The organism is Clostridium sp. UBA3061, from assembly GCF_002367465.1.
In the GTDB taxonomy this organism is placed as follows: domain Bacteria; phylum Bacillota; class Clostridia; order Clostridiales; family Clostridiaceae; genus Clostridium_J; species Clostridium_J sulfidigenes.
In genome coordinates this window covers 1-15,970 of the sequence record NZ_DFCF01000012.1, presented here as the reverse complement: position 1 = coordinate 15,970, position 15,970 = coordinate 1, and the positions used below count along the sequence as shown (strand labels likewise).

Below are 15,970 nucleotides of genomic sequence, written 5' to 3'. Positions count from 1 at the left end.
TTCTATACTTATTTAAAATGGCCAAATCATTAAAACCTATCATCTATATAATTAATTATCTTACTAAATATATAAATAGTGGAACAGTTATAACGGATAAAAGTGTAGTTATAAATACACACTGTGAGCCATACTTACCATCTCCACCAGCAGATAATGCAATTACAGGTCCTACCACCGCTCCTGGCATAGCCATAAGTAAAGTGCATATAGCTACCAACATTGGCTCTATACTAAACATATTCATAGTAAAATATGTTGCTACAGGAACTAAAATTAATCTAACTATAGATAAATAGTATAAACTAAAATCTCCTATCATTTCCTTTATGTTAGAACTACAAAGCATAGATCCAATGATTATCATAGATATTGGAGTCGTCATATTTCCTACACTTTTTACAGTTGAGTTAATGGCAAAGGGTAGTTTAATTTGACCTACAAATATTATAATTCCTATAATTACAGCCCATATGGATGGATTCTTTAAAATGCTTTTACTAGCTTCCTTCATAGATATTTTCCCTGTAAATAAAGATACCCCTATGGTCCACACTAAAGCAGTGAATACCATAGTAAAAATTGAAGCATAAAACACTCCTATTTCTCCAAAAATGCTGTTTAATACTGGATAGCCCATAAATCCACAGTTAGAAAAGGATGTTGTAAATATAAGTAGTGGTTTTTTTCTATCACTAGCCTTAATATAAATATATCTTGATAAAATAAGTAACACCAAATGTATAACTACGGAATAGAAGAATATCTTTATAGCATTTCCCATAATAGCTTTATCAAATTCTAAGCAAAAACTATTTATGATCATTAATGGTAAAGTTATATTGATTAATATTGCACTTAATCCCTTCTCTACTCTATCATCTATAAAGCCTTTCTTTCTAGCATATATTCCTATAACCATCATAATGGATAGAACTAAAACTTGATTTACTGCATCCATTAAATTATCCCCCATACATAAAAAAATTAAATCCCATACTAATTATACTCTATTTTCTTTGGTTTTTAATTATTATTTTATTGTTACCTTAATACTATTCTAATGGGTAAACCTCTTAAACCCGCATGAACACAACAAATAGTTAAATAGTTATATAGCTAAATATTATACTAGTTTTATATGTATATAGTAAAATAGTCTCATTCATAGTTTCCATTTACTTTTGCACAATTGATCTTCTACTATACACTTTTATCTATTGTAATTTTATATACATTTTGATTTATATTGACCACCCCTCATTTAATAATGTTAAGTTACAAATTCTCACTTTAACTTTATGTCATCTTATGTTATTCAAGTAATGTAAGCCTATGAAAGAATATATAATTGTTAAAATCAAATATTTTATTCCCTTTTTAAGTTAATCTTTTCCTTCTAATGTATATTTACGGTTTCTTAATTACATTTTGAACAAAAATTTATTTTAACTTATCTTTTTAAACATAATTTTCTTAAACTCCATGTATGCACTATTTCTATTTGACATTAATATTTCATGACTAATTATAGCATCACCTATTGGAATTATCTCACTATATAACAAGACATTATTTTTGATGTTATTTTTAATACTTAAATCTATATTATATTTAGTAACATTAATATATTTTATTAAGTATCTAATGTCATCATATCTAATTATCAATTCAACATTAAAAGCATCCTTTCTTTTTCCTTGATCTTTATAAAAATTTATGGATTCTATATTATAGTCATGAAAAGCATGCGTACTGTATTCTTTTACAAAACTATAAGGTAATCTATCCTCATATTTTTTAAAATTATTCCAATACGTTTCAAGATTTCCCATCCAAAGTCTGTCAGCAATTTCACGTTCTGACTCTATCGTGCTATTCGATTTATCTAATAGTTCTAAAGTAAAGTACTTCATATAATATCCTCCTCTCATTATATATTATGGTGCCAATGCATTGCCAGGAATAGTCCATCTAAAGGCTGGGATTAATGAAGGATCCTTCTTAACATGTGGGTTATCTGCTCTCCCATCGTATCCCTTTCCAAGGCCTACTTCCCCATACTTAAGTTTCATTTCTTCATGAAATGCTCTTTTTCCTTCTATATAATTTACTAACAACTAATATCATATATTATTGAAAAATAATAGTTGTTCCATTTGCTTGGAACAACTACCCCCTTTTTAGGTATTTACTTTTAATTTTACAAGTTACTTATTTTTATACTTATGTCTACCAATCACGACTATTAATAATTTTCAACATAATTAACTATCTTGAAATACAGTAATATATAATGATTCATCATCTTCAATTATATCTACAACTATATTCATATCAGGGAATCTTTCATTAAAACCTAAAGTCCAAATTTTTTTTAATATATTTCCTAGTGCTTGTATTTGTTCATTTATATTTTTATCTTCAAAATCTGTATTCATATGAAAAAATTCTTTAATTTCATATGAATTAATAGCCTTCTCTAAAGTTTTTTTATCATTACACACAACTTTCCATTGTTCATACCTTTCGCTTGAAAAGTTATCCTTTATAAAGATACAGTTGTCTATCTCAATTATTTCGGGGTAGAAAAACTTAGCGAATCCCAGTTCAATTTGAATATCTGACTTCATATTTACATAATTCCACCATGAAAAACTTTTATGATTAGCCTTCTTATATATCATATATAAGTTTTAATTATAGAATATCTAATTTCGATATTTTTTTATAATTATCATTGATATAATAATTATACCTAAAAGTGCCAATATACCACTTATTAGTAGTACTAACAACAATACCTTATATTCTGTGATTATTTGAGGAAAATAACTTAAAAATAAAGCCATTATAATAGCACTAACACTTGCAATTGCGAATAGAATTGCAAGTACTATATAACAAGCTCTCTCTCCTCTTATTAGCTTTTTATTCGATATTCCAATTAAAAACATAGCATATGAAGCTGCTAATAAACCTATGCTAATGGGTACTGGTATATTCTCTATTCCTAAATTTCCAAGTATAATCTTCGATATAATAAAGACAGCTATTCCTGCTACTGCATATGTACCTTTATTACTACTATTCATCTTTCCTCTCCTTATAAAACTGTAATACATTATTTATTTCTTTATCATATTAGTTTTCTTTACAATAATTTAAAATATTATTACTCCCAAAATTGCTGCAAAAACTCCATTATACATTTCAAGCATCCTAAATATACTATTCAAATTTTATTTGCTCAATTTTTGAAATGACTTGTTATTCTTTATATTATACAGATAATTAGATATTGCTGTAATGTATGATATGCTAAAACATATAGTAACACCTATCCCTATAATACTTACAATAAACAGTTTTAATTCTCCTTTTTCAATTATAATTGGGCTTGAATCTAGCACCTTAGCAATTGTTATTATTATCGCAGAAATAATTAAAGATAAAACTAAATCTTTTTTAATATATTTTATATGAGTGCCTTCACTTACACTAGTAATATAAGCTTTATCTTTTACTATTATTCTTTTATAAAAAACCCATAAATTTATAAATAAATAATTAAAAAATATCAATACTTTTGTAATTAAACTTTGAGGCACTAGCTGATTTACACAAACTAAATAAATAGATAGCAATGCTACAATTCCATGTATTGATCCAAATATATGATACGTCATATATATTCTTTTTTCATTTATACTTAATATTAACATTACTATACCTAATATTATAGATAATCCTATTAATATTGGCGATATATTAGAATACACCTCTTTATCTATTAGCAATGCTCCATTAAAAATTAAACTTGCTATCATAAATGCTATAGAAACAAAAATACTTAATTTTTTCAAATCTTTAATTTCCATCTCTTCTTCTTGTTTAATTTTAGATGATTTCATTTTCTCCTCCTTCTAACTTCCCGATATTATTGAAAATTTTATCTTTTCTACCGTCTTATCTAATAATAGACTTCCTCCCACTGCTAAAGAATCTACTGCCTACCCTATTACAGCGTGTTTAATATTTCCATCATATTCTTATATAATTACTTACATCACTTGATACTAGTCCAACTGCAGCAAATCCTTTTATAGAACCTTTAAATGTATCTATTGTCTCACTTAATATATATTTACTTTTGCCGATAAAAGTATCAGTAATCCCTGCTCCATAACTCATTACTTTTCCGCTATGTGCCTTAGTTCCATTTTTAACAACATGAATAGCTCCTTTACCAAGATTGATTCCAAAATCATAGACGGATGTGCCCAGAATGATCCTGATTTTATTCCATCTCTCGTTTCATTGGTATATTTAGTACCAACCCCCTCAGTAATTGAACTGCATGGTATATAAAATAAATAAAATTCCAATATATTAAGTATACCAGAATTTTATTTCTAATTTTTTATTAAATACAAATATTTCTAAATTGCAACTATATTTTTAATAGCACTCTTCCTATACATCATATATAACTTTTTATCATATGATAACTAGTTTTGATACTTTTTTTTAATTATCATTCCTGCAATAGTCAAACATAGAAGCGATGATATACTAATTATTAATAATATTAGCAATAACACTTTATATTCTTCTACATTTTGTGGAAAATAACTTAAAAATATAACTATTATTATAGTGCTAACAATAGTAGCTGCCAATGAGATTGCACTTACTATATAACAAGTTCTCTCTCCTCCTATTAATTTTTTATTAAGTGTTCCAATTAAAAACATAGCATATGAAGCTACTAGTGCGACTATGATAATGGGTACTGGTACATTCTCTATTCCTAAACTTCCAAGTATAATCTTTGATATAATAAAGACAGCTATTCCTGCTACTGCATATGTACCTTTATTATTGCCATTCATCTTTCATCTCTCCTTATAAAGTTCCAATAAAACTTTTCAATCATCTCTGTGACTCGCCATTTTGCCCCTTCAGTAATTACACCAATACCTAAATCTACACTTATTGCTCCCCATCCTTCACTGGCTGTAAAGGCATCTGCCACTACTGATGAATCTGTACATAAAATAATCATTACGCAACTGCTTCTTAAAAAGTCTTTGAATGTTTTTATTTCGATACGCTCACTACCAAGAGAATATACTTTTATATCAGCAAATATCATGTAATAACTGTCTCTTGATATACACTTAATGAATTCTTCTGCATTTAAAACATCTGCTCTAAAAAAATCTTCTTTTAACTCACCATTGTCAAAATATAAAAAATTATCAGCATTTATTTTTCAAACATAATTAAATAAATTAACACCATTTAAGATTTTATTTAGATAATTACTATATCCATTTTTCACCTTAATATCTAAGCTAATCAAATTTTTTCACTCCTTTTTATTAAACTAATTACACTTAAGTATATTTCCTTCTTCATCAAATGTATATACTATAGTCTTTCTTAATACATGGTTTACTTCTCTTATAAGTTGATTTAATTCATTATAATAATATTTATTTTCCTTCAATTATTTACAATTTCAATTCTTCCTAAGGCATCATAGGCATCCTTTATTTCACTACTACCATTATTTCTTCATTAAATACTCTTTTTCCTTCTATATAACTTTTTAACATTCAATATCTTGTATAATTATTTTATTTTTTTAATTCTATTCATAATTAAAATATCTTTAAAAATACTAGTAGTTTTAAAAATATAAAAAACGCCAACAGATATTCTAGTCTGTCGACGTTATAGTATTACTTTTCTAACCTACTCTTAGCACTTTTGATCTTATATATTTATACTACTTTATTAATGATATTTTTTATTTTCAGTTGCCCATTGCCTAAATATTTTTAGTATTTCCTCTAACTTATCTATACTACCTCCGCCTTTAAATACTCCATCTGCAACACTACAATGGATCCAATTTAAATCATCAATATATATTTGAACTTTATTAAATTCTACATCTTCTAAATAAGTATCTACCAAGTCTATATCTACTTTCCATCCTGGATTATCAAGTGTATCTATTTTTATTCCATAATAGTGTTCCCAATCACCATCACAATTGCTTTTGTACCATTCACTTAACCATGCTATCATATCCATCTTATTTACACCCCTTATTTTAAATTGAGTTATATAAACACAAGCTTATATAGAAGATTACCTATAAAATATTAACTAAAAGAATATCTTATAGGCAATCATTAAGCTAATTATCTTAAATTAAATATATAGTTTTACTCTACTTTGTTTATTGAATAAGGATAATATGAATAACAATCTTGAAAAAGACAATTATACACACTTACTGGAGGTTCTCTTAGTTCAAGACATATATCCGAAACTTCTCTCATTAGTGTATTATCATCCAAAAGAATAAGGTTATAGTCTGAAATAAAATCATTTATTATCTTATGAAACTCCATATGCTCTTCACAATAAGGTATAGAACTAGTTTCACATTTTATTTCTTCATCAACATAGTATCTTACATATTTAAATATACAATACGGTGCTAATACAGAAATTTTTATACTAAGTATATATAAGTTTTCATTTTCTAAGATATAATTATCAAATTCTTCAGTACCTATACTTCCTTTGTTATCTGATAAATTAATATACATAGAAAAGCACTTATCATAATTAAACTCCGTAAGATTATCAATATATTTATTTGGAAAATATTCCTGCAACTTATCAATCCAATAATCTCTATCAACATATTTAAGCAATAAATAAGATCCAGCTGAGCTCCTATATAGACTTTTAACTATTTCTATAATATCCATTTGATCACTCCATTTCTATTTAACCGGATAACCGTGTATTGTATCTTTACTAGGTGCATATTTAACATTAACTTTTGTTTCTCCATTTGCTCCTATTGGCCTTCCTGTGTCCCATACCCTTACATCAGGATTCTTTGTAACTCTCCCTTTTAACCATCCTTCCTGTGTTAAATCCACTCCATTTTCTCCTTCAGGCCATGTTGATTTATTTCTTCCTTCTGATAGACTTTGCTTATTTGATGGTGTCCTATTACATGTTTACCTTTTTTGCCAGCATCTACAGGCGGTGCCCCTTTTATATTTCCAATTACCTTTCCTTGATTAGTTAAATTCGATGTATTAGTATTTCTTTTAGCCTTAGAATTATCATTTTTACTGTTGTTACTAGAAAAAGTTATAATTTTCCAAATAGTTCCTATTGTTCCAACAGTGCCATACCATGCTACTTTTACAGTGTCTGCTAAAGCTCCACTACCAACCATAGCAGCAGCCCGAAACCGCCTCTACCACCATATTCATTTGACATATAATATGACAACTCTAATAGGTCTTTAAAAATTACGGGATTATTAGCACAATATGCAAACATATTATGAGATAACATTCCTTGTCCTGTAGATACTACTCCATCCGCATTCAAGAATCTCCCCCACTCAGGATTATAATATCTTGATTGTAAGTAGTAACATCCAGTCTCTGTATCGTATCTATAGCCTCTATATCTATAAGGATTTTTTTCTCCTAAGGCTTTAAGTGACACTCCAAATTTTAATTTGGTTAGTGGAACTTACTCATTTGAATGTATATGAAAAGGAGTTTCCTTTTTAATCCACAGATATTAATTTGCCCCAGGTGCCATAAATATAAGAAACAACTTGTTTTCCAATAGAATTTATTATTTCTATAATATCACTTTGAGCATTCCTAATGTAGAAATATTCTTCAGTATCCTTTAGCATGAATCCTACAAGACCACTATCTCCATAGTTATATAAAATTTTATCTGATGGCTAGTATCACTAAGTTTCACTAAGGGCTACTACGCCCCTAGATAACGATTTCTAACCTTCTGTGAGAGAAAACCATTCTCACACAAGCTAAGAACTCTGTTAATCTACATTACTTCCATTAGTTATTTCTTCATAAGCTACCTTGTTTCCTTCTGATATATAATCATATTTAGCTCCATCAGCTAGTTTCCCTATCATACCATTCAATACAATATAATTAACTTTTACTTTAATTTACCTAAAAAACATCAACAAGTATCAGAACATGTCGACGTTTTTCATTAGCTTTAATAAGCTATTGTATCAAATTTTCACTACCTAAGTTATAATTTCCTAGGATAGTGCCCTAGAATATTTATTCTGGTATTCAATTTGCATTTTAAGGTACTTTTTCACTTATAAATTATCGTTTAATGCACTTTTATTATTATGAGTTGAGTAATAAAACTAATATTAATATGAAATAATACATCTTAAATATGAAACTAATCATAAAATATTCTTCAGTAAGTTTTTCATAATTAATACCTCTATTTTATAAATTAATAGTTTTATTTTACTCTCTCAACTTTAAACTTAAAATTTTAAGAAGTTTATTTGCAAATGTATTATCTGAATCAATAATCAATGCCTTCTTGCACCATACATAGGAATTCTTAAAGTCAAGTATTTTATAATAACAATGAGCAATATCTAGTACATTATCAATATCGTCAGGTTGTAAAATACTAAAAGCATATAGTTCTTTTAGTGCTCTTTCATAGTCATTCATTTCAATATATACTAAGGCTTTATTCTGTATAGCTTCTACACACTCTCTGTCATATTTGTATGAATGGCTAAACGATTCTAATGCTTCTTCATATAATTTTAACTCAAAGCAACATATACCTAAATTTAAATAAGTTTCTGACTGCTCATTGTCTATTTCTAACGACTTTTTATAATACATCTTTGCCATTTCTAACTCACCAACTTGTTGATGATATACTCCTAAGTAATAATAACCATCTTCACTATATGGATTTATAGTAATTGCTTTTTTAAAGTTATCTAATGCAGTATCAAGCTCACCTAACTTCATGTAGGCTCTACCTAAATTAAAAACTGGTCTCTCTGAATTAGGACAATCTTCTATTATTGAGTTAAATATTTTAATGGCTGCATAATAATCTTTGATTCCTAAATAACAGCATCCGATATAATTTAAACAATCGTTAGACTTATTTATTTTATAGCAGTTCTCAAAATATTCTATTGCCTTCTCGTACTCTCCATTAATGTAATATTTCTCGCCCATATCGAAATTTTCTTCAAAATTCAATTGTCAGCACCTCCTCTTTAAACATCAATATCCTCCAAATGCTCTTATAATTAAAGCTCCTCCAGCAGTTATTGTAATTCCATCATTTGCAATGCCTAACCCGCCAGTAGCTACATCTTCAACTATAGTCCCACCTATTATTGCTATACCTGCGCCTACAAGTACAATTTTCTCTACAGGACTTATATAAAATTTGTGAAAATTTCCATTAACTAAATCGTCATAAGCCTTATTATTATAATTGGCATCACCATTTTTCTTCTTACTATTATGCAACTCTCGTGATTTCTGTTCCCGCTCCTTCGAGCCTCTTTTACCTAATGCACTATCTATATCTCGTTTTCCTTCTATATAATTTTCTAACATTCAATATCTTGTATAATTACTTTATTTTTATAATTCTATTCATAATCAAAATATCTTTAAAAATACTAGTATTTTTAAAAAGATAAAAAACGCCAACAGATATTCTAGTCTGACGACGTTATACTATTACTTTTCTAACTTACTCTTAGCACTTTTGTTCTTATATATTTATACTACTTTATTAATGATATTTTTTATTTTCAGTTGCCCATTGCCTAAATATTTTTAGTATTTCTTCTAACTTATCTGTACTACCTCTTCCCCTAAAAATTCCATCTACAACACTGCAATGAATCCAATTAAAATCATCAACATAGATTTGAACTGTATTAAATTGTACATCTTCTAAATAAGTATCCACCAAATCTATATCTACTTTCCATCCTGGATTATCAATCGTATCTATTTTTATTCCATAATAGTGTTCCCAATCACCATCACAATTGCTTTTGTACCATTCACTTAACCATGCTATCATATTCATCTTATTTACACCTCTTTATATTATTAATTTGTTAATGGTTGCCTGGAATTTCCCAAGGTAAAGGACGTCTAACCCCTCCTGGCACTGTCTTATCATGCACATGCGGCATAAGATTCTCTCCAGTAATAGAATTCTTATGTGACTTACCAATTCCATCATATCCTTTCTCTAACTCAAACCCTGTAGAATTATTTAGATTTGGTTACCATATCTTATAATTAGTTATCTCTCCTGTATTAGGATTCTGCTTAAATGTACTATGTGACCCTTCCACCTTAATATCTGATTTAAGTTTATTTTTAGCTCTCTCTTGTTTTTCTGGCTTTGATTTATTATTTGAACTATTATTTGTGGTGTCGCTACTAGAAAAGGTTATAATATTCCAAATAGCTACTATTGTTCCAACAGTGCCATACCATGCTACTTTTACAGTGTCTGCTAAAGCTCCACTACCAACCATAGCAGCAGCCCGAAACCGCCTCTACCACCATATTCATTTGACATATAATATGACAACTCTAATAGGTCTTTAAAAATTACGGGATTATTAGCACAATATGCAAACATATTATGAGATAACATACCTTGCCCTGTAGATACTAACCCATCTTCATTTAAGACTCTTCCCCACTCAGTATTATATGTTTTGATTGTAAGTATTAATATTCAGTATATATCTATAAGGATTATTTTCTCCTAAGGCCTTAAGTTACACTCCGAATTTAAATTTGGTTAGTGGAACTTACTCATTTGAATGAATATGAAAAGGAGTTTCCTTTTAATCCACAGATATTAATTTGCCCCAGGTGCCATAAATATAAGAAACAACTTGTTTTCCAATAGAATTTATTATTTCTATGATATCACTCTGTGAATTTCTAATGTAGAAATACTCTTTACCATTTAGAGTAAAACCTACTAAACCATTAACACCATAGGCATATACTATCTTATCTGATGGCTATATCCCTAAGTTTTACTAAGAGTTACTGCGCCCTAGATAACGATTTCTACACAACTTTCCTTAGTTAATTCTTCATAAAATACATCATTTCCTTCTAAGGTATATTTAAATTTAACATCAAAATTCAAGGACTTAGTTATTGAAACTTACTTATACCATTTAAAGTAAAATTTACGTAGAAATACTTTTAAATCTTTTTATATAAAACTAAAATAACTAATTAATTCTATGGTATATAAAATAAATGAAACTCCAGTATATTAGGTATACCGAAATTTTATTTCTAATTTTTTATTAAGTATAATACTTCTAAATTGTAACTATATTTTTAATAACACCCTTCTTATACATCATATATATAAGTTTTTATCATATTAATTTAATATGTTTTGGGGAATTTTTATCCTTAACACTATACAAATAGTTAGATATTGCTATTATATAAACAATACTTAAACATACAGTAACTCCTATCAAAAAAATACCTGAAATAAATTTATCTCCATTACCTTCTTCAATTATTGTTGGACTAGAGTCTATAACTTTAGCAATTGTTAATAATATTGCAGTTACAATTAATGAAACACTTAAATCTCTCTTTATATATCTTCCATGGGTACCTTTTTTAACACTGCTAATATAGTCTTCATTTTTTACTATTATTCTTTTATAAAAAATATATAAATTTACTATTATAAAGTTGAAAAATATTATTATTTTTGTAATTGTGCTTTCTAATGTTAGGCAATTTACAGCTTCTAGATATAATGATAATACTACTAGAATTCCTTGTATTGGAATTAAAATGTAAACACTTTTATATATTGGTTTCTTATTAACGTTTAATACTATATTTATTACATTTAATATTAAAGTAAGTACTAATAATACTGGGGCTATGCTATGGTACACTTTATCATCACTACTTAATATCAAATTAAAAAGTATACTTCCTAACATACATCCTATTGAAATAAAAACATTTAATTTCTTTAAATCTTTAACTTCCATCTCATCTGCTTGTTTAATTTTAGCTGATTTCATTTTTCCTCCTTCTAAAACCCTGATATAATCGAGTCCTTTAATTTACCTATATCATCTTCATAATATTTTGCTACTCCATAACTAATACTAGATGCTAAAAGAGCAGTCCCCCATAATGGAGCTGTTATTCCTAGGTAAGCTACTCCCGCTGCTATAAATACTGCCGTTGCTGTCCCTATTGCTATATCTGCTAAAGTATCCACTGAACATCCTATTGCAGTATGATTAATCTATATTTTTCATTACTAACCTAATAGAAAAAGTGACAGCATTCAATTATACTAATAACTATCACTTTTTTTCATAAGTTTTTTATTGTATTTATGTAGTAATTCCGTTATTAACCCTTCACTATTTTAAAGTTTACTTTTTTTACTGCTACTCTAATACATACATTACTTATTAAATAATTTTATAGTTTATTCCTGATTGTTAAAATATTTAATATTTAGCTTAGTTGCAAGATTTTTAATGTCATCATAAAACTGTTCACTCTCTATATTAACAATATTAAACTTATGATTATCTTCCGCTGTTTTTATATAAATGTATTTTACCACCCCCTGAATCCTACTCCCCGTAAAAGAATTGCCAATTTCTATTTCCACTATATTTTCTAACGGAATTTGTGTCTTTTTTATAAATGATTTATAGAGTACAATTTCTTCATCAGATATTACTAATTTATAATTATTATACCTTGCTACTAGAATTATTACTGTTGCTATTATACTAATAATAATAGCACTTATCTTAGAAATATTTGTTGTATTAACAAAAATTATAGTTCCAATAATAGACATTATAATCCAAACAACTATATCTTTAATAACTGAATATTTATTGTTCATAGATCCTAATTCTCCCTTTTAATTTCTATTCTAAATTACAATTTACTTCATATTAATCTCTAAACAAGTTATATTTGTATAACTTTAATGGTATCTTTTAATTAATTCCCATTGATGGAGCACTAATTATTGGTTGACATGTCCAATCAACCATAATTTGAATGTTTTCTGGCATATAATCATAAGCATCCTTTAATCCTCCAGATCCTATTCCAACAATTGCTCCCCATGGTTGTGGTATAAAATTAGAGCCTAGAGATACAACAGAAATTTGACGTTTAAACCAAGATTTTTCTGTAGCAAAACTTTTTATATCCATAAAACAGGATTATAATATCTTAAATGTACATTCATTATTTCTTCATTAAACGCTCTTTTTCCTTCTATATAATTTAATAACAAGTAATATCATATAAAAAGAAAAAGTGATAGTTATTCCACTTGATTGGAACAACTATCACCTTCATAAGTATTTTCCTTTTATTTTTAAAATTACTTATCTTCATTTTATAGATACATAGGTTACTTCTTAAATCTCCATTTATACTAATTTAGGGATTGTATAAAAATGCCTACTTTATACTTTATTTATGTTTCCCTATATAATATACTTAAAATCGGGTGTATCACATATACTTTACGCAACCAACTTCATAATACTCCTTTATTTACCACATTAAATTTTTTCTAGATATTTCTTTCGAAGCTTTATATAGTAAATTTTTCTTTATAAAAATATATTTTAAAAAACAATTAATTTTTCTGTATTATATTTTCATTAAATATAATACTATTTCTATAATAAATTTAATTATTATCATTCCACAACCATATATAGAAAAACCACATAGTAATCTGAGCCAATTCATCATGAACTTATCTTTACCAATATATTTTTTTGATTTAAGAGATTTAGAGCTTTCCTTAAATCCAACATAAGAAAGTAAAAAAATCATCAACATTAATATAGTATAAGCAATTTTTAATAAAATATCTCCTACAATATTCACGATAACCTCCCCCTCTAGTTGTTAATGTAATTTAATTAAAATTAAATTAGATATAACCGTATATATGATAATAATAATATACACTAATCCTATCTTTAATTCTTTCATTTTAACTTTCTCTCCACTTGGCAACCCCTTCATAATATGCTGTACAGCTTTAAATGTTAAAATTATACATGGAATTGTAATAAATATAATTATTAATCCAACTTTTATATTCATAATTGACATACTACCTACTTAAATATTCCCCCATTTTAGTATTGCTTAACTAATGTTTAATCCAGACTTTTAATGATGTTTCTAGACCAAAATTTAAAAAAAATTCTCCTATATAATGTATAATTACAATTTTATTTAATACGAAAAATAGAGACAGGAATCACTCCTGTCTCTCACATAATAATTGGTATAAATCAAATTCCTACTTATATTTTTCAGATTAATATATAACGATTCTCTACAGAATAGTTATATGTATCTTTAAGTAGCAACTAAGCTAGTTCATACTTATTTTATTGAATACTAACTATTAATTTTAGATGGGATAGGAATTTGATATCTTTTAAATAATCCAACTATGAAATTTCTTTCTTCATTTGTTATCTTCTTATCATAGTATAGAAATAACTCCCTTCCATTTCCAATTACTTCTTTTATGGATGGCACGGTGTAAATAGCATTGAAGAACATATTTTCATCTGCTATGCTATAAAATCTTGGTAGTTTATCAATCTTAACTTCAACAAGATTTTCTTTTTGTTTTGTATTCTCTTCTGTTTTGCTTTTGTTTAGGTTTATAAGCAAACTTTCAACTAACAAAAAAGCCCTTTCTTGAGTTGAAGCTTTTCTCCAATCATCATCAAAACAATCACTAGGCTGATTGTATTTATATATTTCTCCCGGAACTGAAAAAATTATATCCTGAATTTTTTTTAATAATTCATCGCTGTTCATTTTAACCCCTCCTAAACATGTGTTTTTATGGACAAGCAACATTTGCCGGATTACTTTTCATTTGTTACTTTAATAAAAAAAGTTATAGCATTCAATTATAGAATCACTACCACCTTTTTTACATATACTATTTATTCCATTTATCCAGTAATTCCTTTATTCTTACATCTATAAAAACCTCTGAATTATCCTTTGTTCTTTTATATACGATTCTTACTATATCTCTATATACTTTTACTTCATAGCTATAACCATATCGTAACTTTAAGTAAGTAAATCTATTATCTTTAGCATTAAGTTGCTTATAAATATAATGCTAAAAACAATAAAAACTAATGCTAGAACCTTATAATAATTAATCCAAAACTTATATAATACTTCAGAACTTTTTTCTTTTGGTCTTTTAGATAAATCTTTAAAGAATACCCATACAACTAACATTAATATAAATAATAATATTATGTATGTTACATTAATTAAAACTTCTACAACTACTTGATTTATATTTATCACCTCTCATGTGCAGCAAGCACTATCAAATTATAACACTAACTCTTCATTTTATATTACCTTCTATTATTCAAATAATAAGTAACTATAGCAACATATATAACTGTTATAACTAAATATTTTACTCCTTTCTTAAGTTCCTTTTTTCTTTCATATTTATCCAAATTGTTACCAAAGGATGTAACTGTCCTTAGAATAGGAAAGACCCATTTGTAATTTAAATATATACTTATAATAAAAATTATACTATTTACTATATTGTTTTTGCTCATACCTTATATCCTCCATACCGCTATTTAATTTTTTTATACCTTAATTCACAAAATTCATACAGAGTTTTTATATACTTATTACACCTATATCTGTATCATATCTATATCCTCTATATCTATAAGGATTCTTTTCTCCTAATGCCTTAAGTGACACTCCGAATTTTAATTTGGTTAGTGGAACTTACTCATTTGAATGAATCTGAAAAGGAGTTTCCTTTTTAATCCACAGATATTAACTTACCCCAAGTATCGTAAGTATAAGAAACAACTTGTTTTCCAATAGAGTTTATTATGCCTATAATACCACTCTGAGCATTCCTAATGTAGAAATATTCTTCAGTATCCTTTAGCACGAATCCTACAAGGCCTTTATCTCCATAG

The 15,970-nt window shown here is 27.1% G+C and carries 27 protein-coding genes; all 27 read right to left on the bottom strand.

Annotation, left to right across the window (positions count from 1 at the left end):
* Nucleotides 1-55 precede the first annotated feature (55 nt).
* The 27 genes from B2P65_RS10565 to B2P65_RS10435 all read right to left on the bottom strand — a co-directional run bounded on the left by B2P65_RS10565 (nucleotide 56) and on the right by B2P65_RS10435 (nucleotide 15,589).
* Nucleotides 56-961, bottom strand: coding sequence for an AEC family transporter (locus B2P65_RS10565; RefSeq protein WP_346880157.1), 906 nt, complete (start codon nucleotides 959-961; stop codon nucleotides 56-58).
* Between the two features lie 487 nt (nucleotides 962-1,448).
* Nucleotides 1,449-1,916, bottom strand: a complete 468-nt coding sequence (locus tag B2P65_RS10560; protein WP_346880156.1) for a hypothetical protein — start codon at nucleotides 1,914-1,916, stop codon at nucleotides 1,449-1,451.
* Between the two features lie 24 nt (nucleotides 1,917-1,940).
* A complete protein-coding gene (locus B2P65_RS10555; RefSeq protein WP_346880155.1) occupies nucleotides 1,941-2,120 on the bottom strand; it encodes a hypothetical protein in 180 nt (59 codons plus the stop codon).
* 147 nt (nucleotides 2,121-2,267) lie between these two features.
* The gene (locus B2P65_RS10550; RefSeq protein WP_346880154.1) at nucleotides 2,268-2,633 is read right to left on the bottom strand and encodes a hypothetical protein; all 366 of its coding nucleotides are present in this window, start codon (nucleotides 2,631-2,633) and stop codon (nucleotides 2,268-2,270) included.
* A gap of 78 nt (nucleotides 2,634-2,711) precedes the next feature.
* On the bottom strand, nucleotides 2,712-3,095 hold the full coding sequence (locus tag B2P65_RS10545; protein WP_346880153.1) for a hypothetical protein: 384 nt from the start codon (nucleotides 3,093-3,095) through the stop codon (nucleotides 2,712-2,714).
* 147 nt (nucleotides 3,096-3,242) lie between these two features.
* On the bottom strand, nucleotides 3,243-3,914 hold the full coding sequence (locus B2P65_RS10540; protein WP_346876408.1) for a hypothetical protein: 672 nt from the start codon (nucleotides 3,912-3,914) through the stop codon (nucleotides 3,243-3,245).
* Nucleotides 3,915-4,044: 130 nt separating this feature from the next.
* A complete protein-coding gene (locus tag B2P65_RS10535) occupies nucleotides 4,045-4,194 on the bottom strand; it encodes a hypothetical protein (protein ID WP_346876407.1) in 150 nt (49 codons plus the stop codon).
* A 317-nt stretch (nucleotides 4,195-4,511) separates the two neighbouring features.
* Nucleotides 4,512-4,895 (bottom strand): hypothetical protein, encoded by a 384-nt coding sequence (locus B2P65_RS10530; RefSeq protein ID WP_346876406.1) that lies wholly within the window; start codon nucleotides 4,893-4,895, stop codon nucleotides 4,512-4,514.
* Nucleotides 4,892-5,275 (bottom strand): DUF2691 family protein, encoded by a 384-nt coding sequence (locus B2P65_RS10525; protein WP_346880223.1) that lies wholly within the window; start codon nucleotides 5,273-5,275, stop codon nucleotides 4,892-4,894. Before B2P65_RS10525 ends, B2P65_RS10530 begins: the two co-directional genes overlap by 4 nt.
* Nucleotides 5,276-5,805: 530 nt before the next feature.
* Nucleotides 5,806-6,108, bottom strand: coding sequence for an immunity 53 family protein (locus B2P65_RS10520; RefSeq protein WP_346880152.1), 303 nt, complete (start codon nucleotides 6,106-6,108; stop codon nucleotides 5,806-5,808).
* Between the two features lie 134 nt (nucleotides 6,109-6,242).
* Nucleotides 6,243-6,797, bottom strand: coding sequence for a hypothetical protein (locus B2P65_RS10515; RefSeq protein WP_346880151.1), 555 nt, complete (start codon nucleotides 6,795-6,797; stop codon nucleotides 6,243-6,245).
* Between the two features lie 15 nt (nucleotides 6,798-6,812).
* Complete coding sequence (locus B2P65_RS10510) at nucleotides 6,813-6,974, bottom strand: hypothetical protein (RefSeq protein ID WP_346880150.1); 162 nt, start codon at nucleotides 6,972-6,974, stop codon at nucleotides 6,813-6,815.
* A complete protein-coding gene (locus B2P65_RS10505) occupies nucleotides 6,965-7,279 on the bottom strand; it encodes a hypothetical protein (protein WP_346880149.1) in 315 nt (104 codons plus the stop codon). Before B2P65_RS10505 ends, B2P65_RS10510 begins: the two co-directional genes overlap by 10 nt.
* Nucleotides 7,258-7,557: an RHS repeat-associated core domain-containing protein gene (locus B2P65_RS10500; protein WP_346880148.1), complete on the bottom strand. Its 300-nt coding sequence runs from the start codon at nucleotides 7,555-7,557 to the stop codon at nucleotides 7,258-7,260. The genes B2P65_RS10505 and B2P65_RS10500 overlap by 22 nt, the downstream gene beginning before the upstream one ends.
* Nucleotides 7,558-7,621: 64 nt before the next feature.
* Entirely contained in the window at nucleotides 7,622-7,756 is a 135-nt protein-coding gene (locus B2P65_RS10495) for a hypothetical protein (protein ID WP_346880147.1), read from the bottom strand.
* Between the two features lie 607 nt (nucleotides 7,757-8,363).
* On the bottom strand, nucleotides 8,364-9,131 hold the full coding sequence (locus B2P65_RS10490) for a tetratricopeptide repeat protein (RefSeq protein WP_346880146.1): 768 nt from the start codon (nucleotides 9,129-9,131) through the stop codon (nucleotides 8,364-8,366).
* Between the two features lie 24 nt (nucleotides 9,132-9,155).
* Nucleotides 9,156-9,497 carry a hypothetical protein gene (locus tag B2P65_RS10485; protein ID WP_346876397.1) on the bottom strand — a complete coding sequence of 114 codons (342 nt, stop codon included), beginning with the start codon at nucleotides 9,495-9,497 and terminating at the stop codon, nucleotides 9,156-9,158.
* Between the two features lie 181 nt (nucleotides 9,498-9,678).
* Nucleotides 9,679-9,981, bottom strand: coding sequence for an immunity 53 family protein (locus tag B2P65_RS10480; RefSeq protein ID WP_346876396.1), 303 nt, complete (start codon nucleotides 9,979-9,981; stop codon nucleotides 9,679-9,681).
* 202 nt (nucleotides 9,982-10,183) lie between these two features.
* Nucleotides 10,184-10,441, bottom strand: coding sequence for a hypothetical protein (locus tag B2P65_RS10475; RefSeq protein ID WP_346876395.1), 258 nt, complete (start codon nucleotides 10,439-10,441; stop codon nucleotides 10,184-10,186).
* Nucleotides 10,442-11,314: 873 nt separating this feature from the next.
* Nucleotides 11,315-11,989: a hypothetical protein gene (locus B2P65_RS10470; RefSeq protein WP_346880145.1), complete on the bottom strand. Its 675-nt coding sequence runs from the start codon at nucleotides 11,987-11,989 to the stop codon at nucleotides 11,315-11,317.
* An 11-nt stretch (nucleotides 11,990-12,000) separates the two neighbouring features.
* Nucleotides 12,001-12,192 (bottom strand): hypothetical protein, encoded by a 192-nt coding sequence (locus B2P65_RS10465; RefSeq protein ID WP_346880144.1) that lies wholly within the window; start codon nucleotides 12,190-12,192, stop codon nucleotides 12,001-12,003.
* Nucleotides 12,193-12,408: 216 nt separating this feature from the next.
* Nucleotides 12,409-12,840 (bottom strand): hypothetical protein, encoded by a 432-nt coding sequence (locus tag B2P65_RS10460; RefSeq protein WP_346880143.1) that lies wholly within the window; start codon nucleotides 12,838-12,840, stop codon nucleotides 12,409-12,411.
* Nucleotides 12,841-12,937: 97 nt separating this feature from the next.
* On the bottom strand, nucleotides 12,938-13,159 hold the full coding sequence (locus B2P65_RS10455; RefSeq protein WP_346876391.1) for a hypothetical protein: 222 nt from the start codon (nucleotides 13,157-13,159) through the stop codon (nucleotides 12,938-12,940).
* Between the two features lie 448 nt (nucleotides 13,160-13,607).
* A complete protein-coding gene (locus B2P65_RS10450; RefSeq protein ID WP_346880142.1) occupies nucleotides 13,608-13,850 on the bottom strand; it encodes a hypothetical protein in 243 nt (80 codons plus the stop codon).
* 525 nt (nucleotides 13,851-14,375) lie between these two features.
* Nucleotides 14,376-14,807: a hypothetical protein gene (locus B2P65_RS10445; RefSeq protein ID WP_346880141.1), complete on the bottom strand. Its 432-nt coding sequence runs from the start codon at nucleotides 14,805-14,807 to the stop codon at nucleotides 14,376-14,378.
* A gap of 264 nt (nucleotides 14,808-15,071) precedes the next feature.
* Nucleotides 15,072-15,320, bottom strand: a complete 249-nt coding sequence (locus B2P65_RS10440) for a hypothetical protein (protein WP_346848239.1) — start codon at nucleotides 15,318-15,320, stop codon at nucleotides 15,072-15,074.
* A gap of 53 nt (nucleotides 15,321-15,373) precedes the next feature.
* Entirely contained in the window at nucleotides 15,374-15,589 is a 216-nt protein-coding gene (locus B2P65_RS10435; RefSeq protein ID WP_346876386.1) for a hypothetical protein, read from the bottom strand.
* Nucleotides 15,590-15,970 lie beyond the last annotated feature (381 nt).

What these genes read in the sequence shown, in the direction of transcription:
- B2P65_RS10565 (WP_346880157.1), bottom strand. Translation starts at nt 961, where the DNA reads ATGGATGCAGTAAATCAAGTTTTAGTTCTATCCATTATGATGGTTATA.
- B2P65_RS10560 (WP_346880156.1), bottom strand. Translation starts at nt 1,916, where the DNA reads ATGAAGTACTTTACTTTAGAACTATTAGATAAATCGAATAGCACGATA.
- B2P65_RS10550 (WP_346880154.1), bottom strand. Translation starts at nt 2,633, where the DNA reads ATGAAGTCAGATATTCAAATTGAACTGGGATTCGCTAAGTTTTTCTAC.
- B2P65_RS10545 (WP_346880153.1), bottom strand. Translation starts at nt 3,095, where the DNA reads ATGAATAGTAGTAATAAAGGTACATATGCAGTAGCAGGAATAGCTGTC.
- B2P65_RS10540 (WP_346876408.1), bottom strand. Translation starts at nt 3,914, where the DNA reads ATGAAATCATCTAAAATTAAACAAGAAGAAGAGATGGAAATTAAAGAT.
- B2P65_RS10535 (WP_346876407.1), bottom strand. Translation starts at nt 4,194, where the DNA reads ATGAGTTATGGAGCAGGGATTACTGATACTTTTATCGGCAAAAGTAAA.
- B2P65_RS10530 (WP_346876406.1), bottom strand. Translation starts at nt 4,895, where the DNA reads ATGAATGGCAATAATAAAGGTACATATGCAGTAGCAGGAATAGCTGTC.
- B2P65_RS10520 (WP_346880152.1), bottom strand. Translation starts at nt 6,108, where the DNA reads ATGGATATGATAGCATGGTTAAGTGAATGGTACAAAAGCAATTGTGAT.
- B2P65_RS10515 (WP_346880151.1), bottom strand. Translation starts at nt 6,797, where the DNA reads ATGGATATTATAGAAATAGTTAAAAGTCTATATAGGAGCTCAGCTGGA.
- B2P65_RS10505 (WP_346880149.1), bottom strand. Translation starts at nt 7,279, where the DNA reads ATGGTTGGTAGTGGAGCTTTAGCAGACACTGTAAAAGTAGCATGGTAT.
- B2P65_RS10495 (WP_346880147.1), bottom strand. Translation starts at nt 7,756, where the DNA reads ATGCTAAAGGATACTGAAGAATATTTCTACATTAGGAATGCTCAAAGT.
- B2P65_RS10485 (WP_346876397.1), bottom strand. Translation starts at nt 9,497, where the DNA reads ATGTTAGAAAATTATATAGAAGGAAAACGAGATATAGATAGTGCATTA.
- B2P65_RS10480 (WP_346876396.1), bottom strand. Translation starts at nt 9,981, where the DNA reads ATGAATATGATAGCATGGTTAAGTGAATGGTACAAAAGCAATTGTGAT.
- B2P65_RS10475 (WP_346876395.1), bottom strand. Translation starts at nt 10,441, where the DNA reads ATGGTTGGTAGTGGAGCTTTAGCAGACACTGTAAAAGTAGCATGGTAT.
- B2P65_RS10470 (WP_346880145.1), bottom strand. Translation starts at nt 11,989, where the DNA reads ATGAAATCAGCTAAAATTAAACAAGCAGATGAGATGGAAGTTAAAGAT.
- B2P65_RS10460 (WP_346880143.1), bottom strand. Translation starts at nt 12,840, where the DNA reads ATGAACAATAAATATTCAGTTATTAAAGATATAGTTGTTTGGATTATA.
- B2P65_RS10455 (WP_346876391.1), bottom strand. Translation starts at nt 13,159, where the DNA reads ATGGATATAAAAAGTTTTGCTACAGAAAAATCTTGGTTTAAACGTCAA.
- B2P65_RS10445 (WP_346880141.1), bottom strand. Translation starts at nt 14,807, where the DNA reads ATGAACAGCGATGAATTATTAAAAAAAATTCAGGATATAATTTTTTCA.
- B2P65_RS10435 (WP_346876386.1), bottom strand. Translation starts at nt 15,589, where the DNA reads ATGAGCAAAAACAATATAGTAAATAGTATAATTTTTATTATAAGTATA.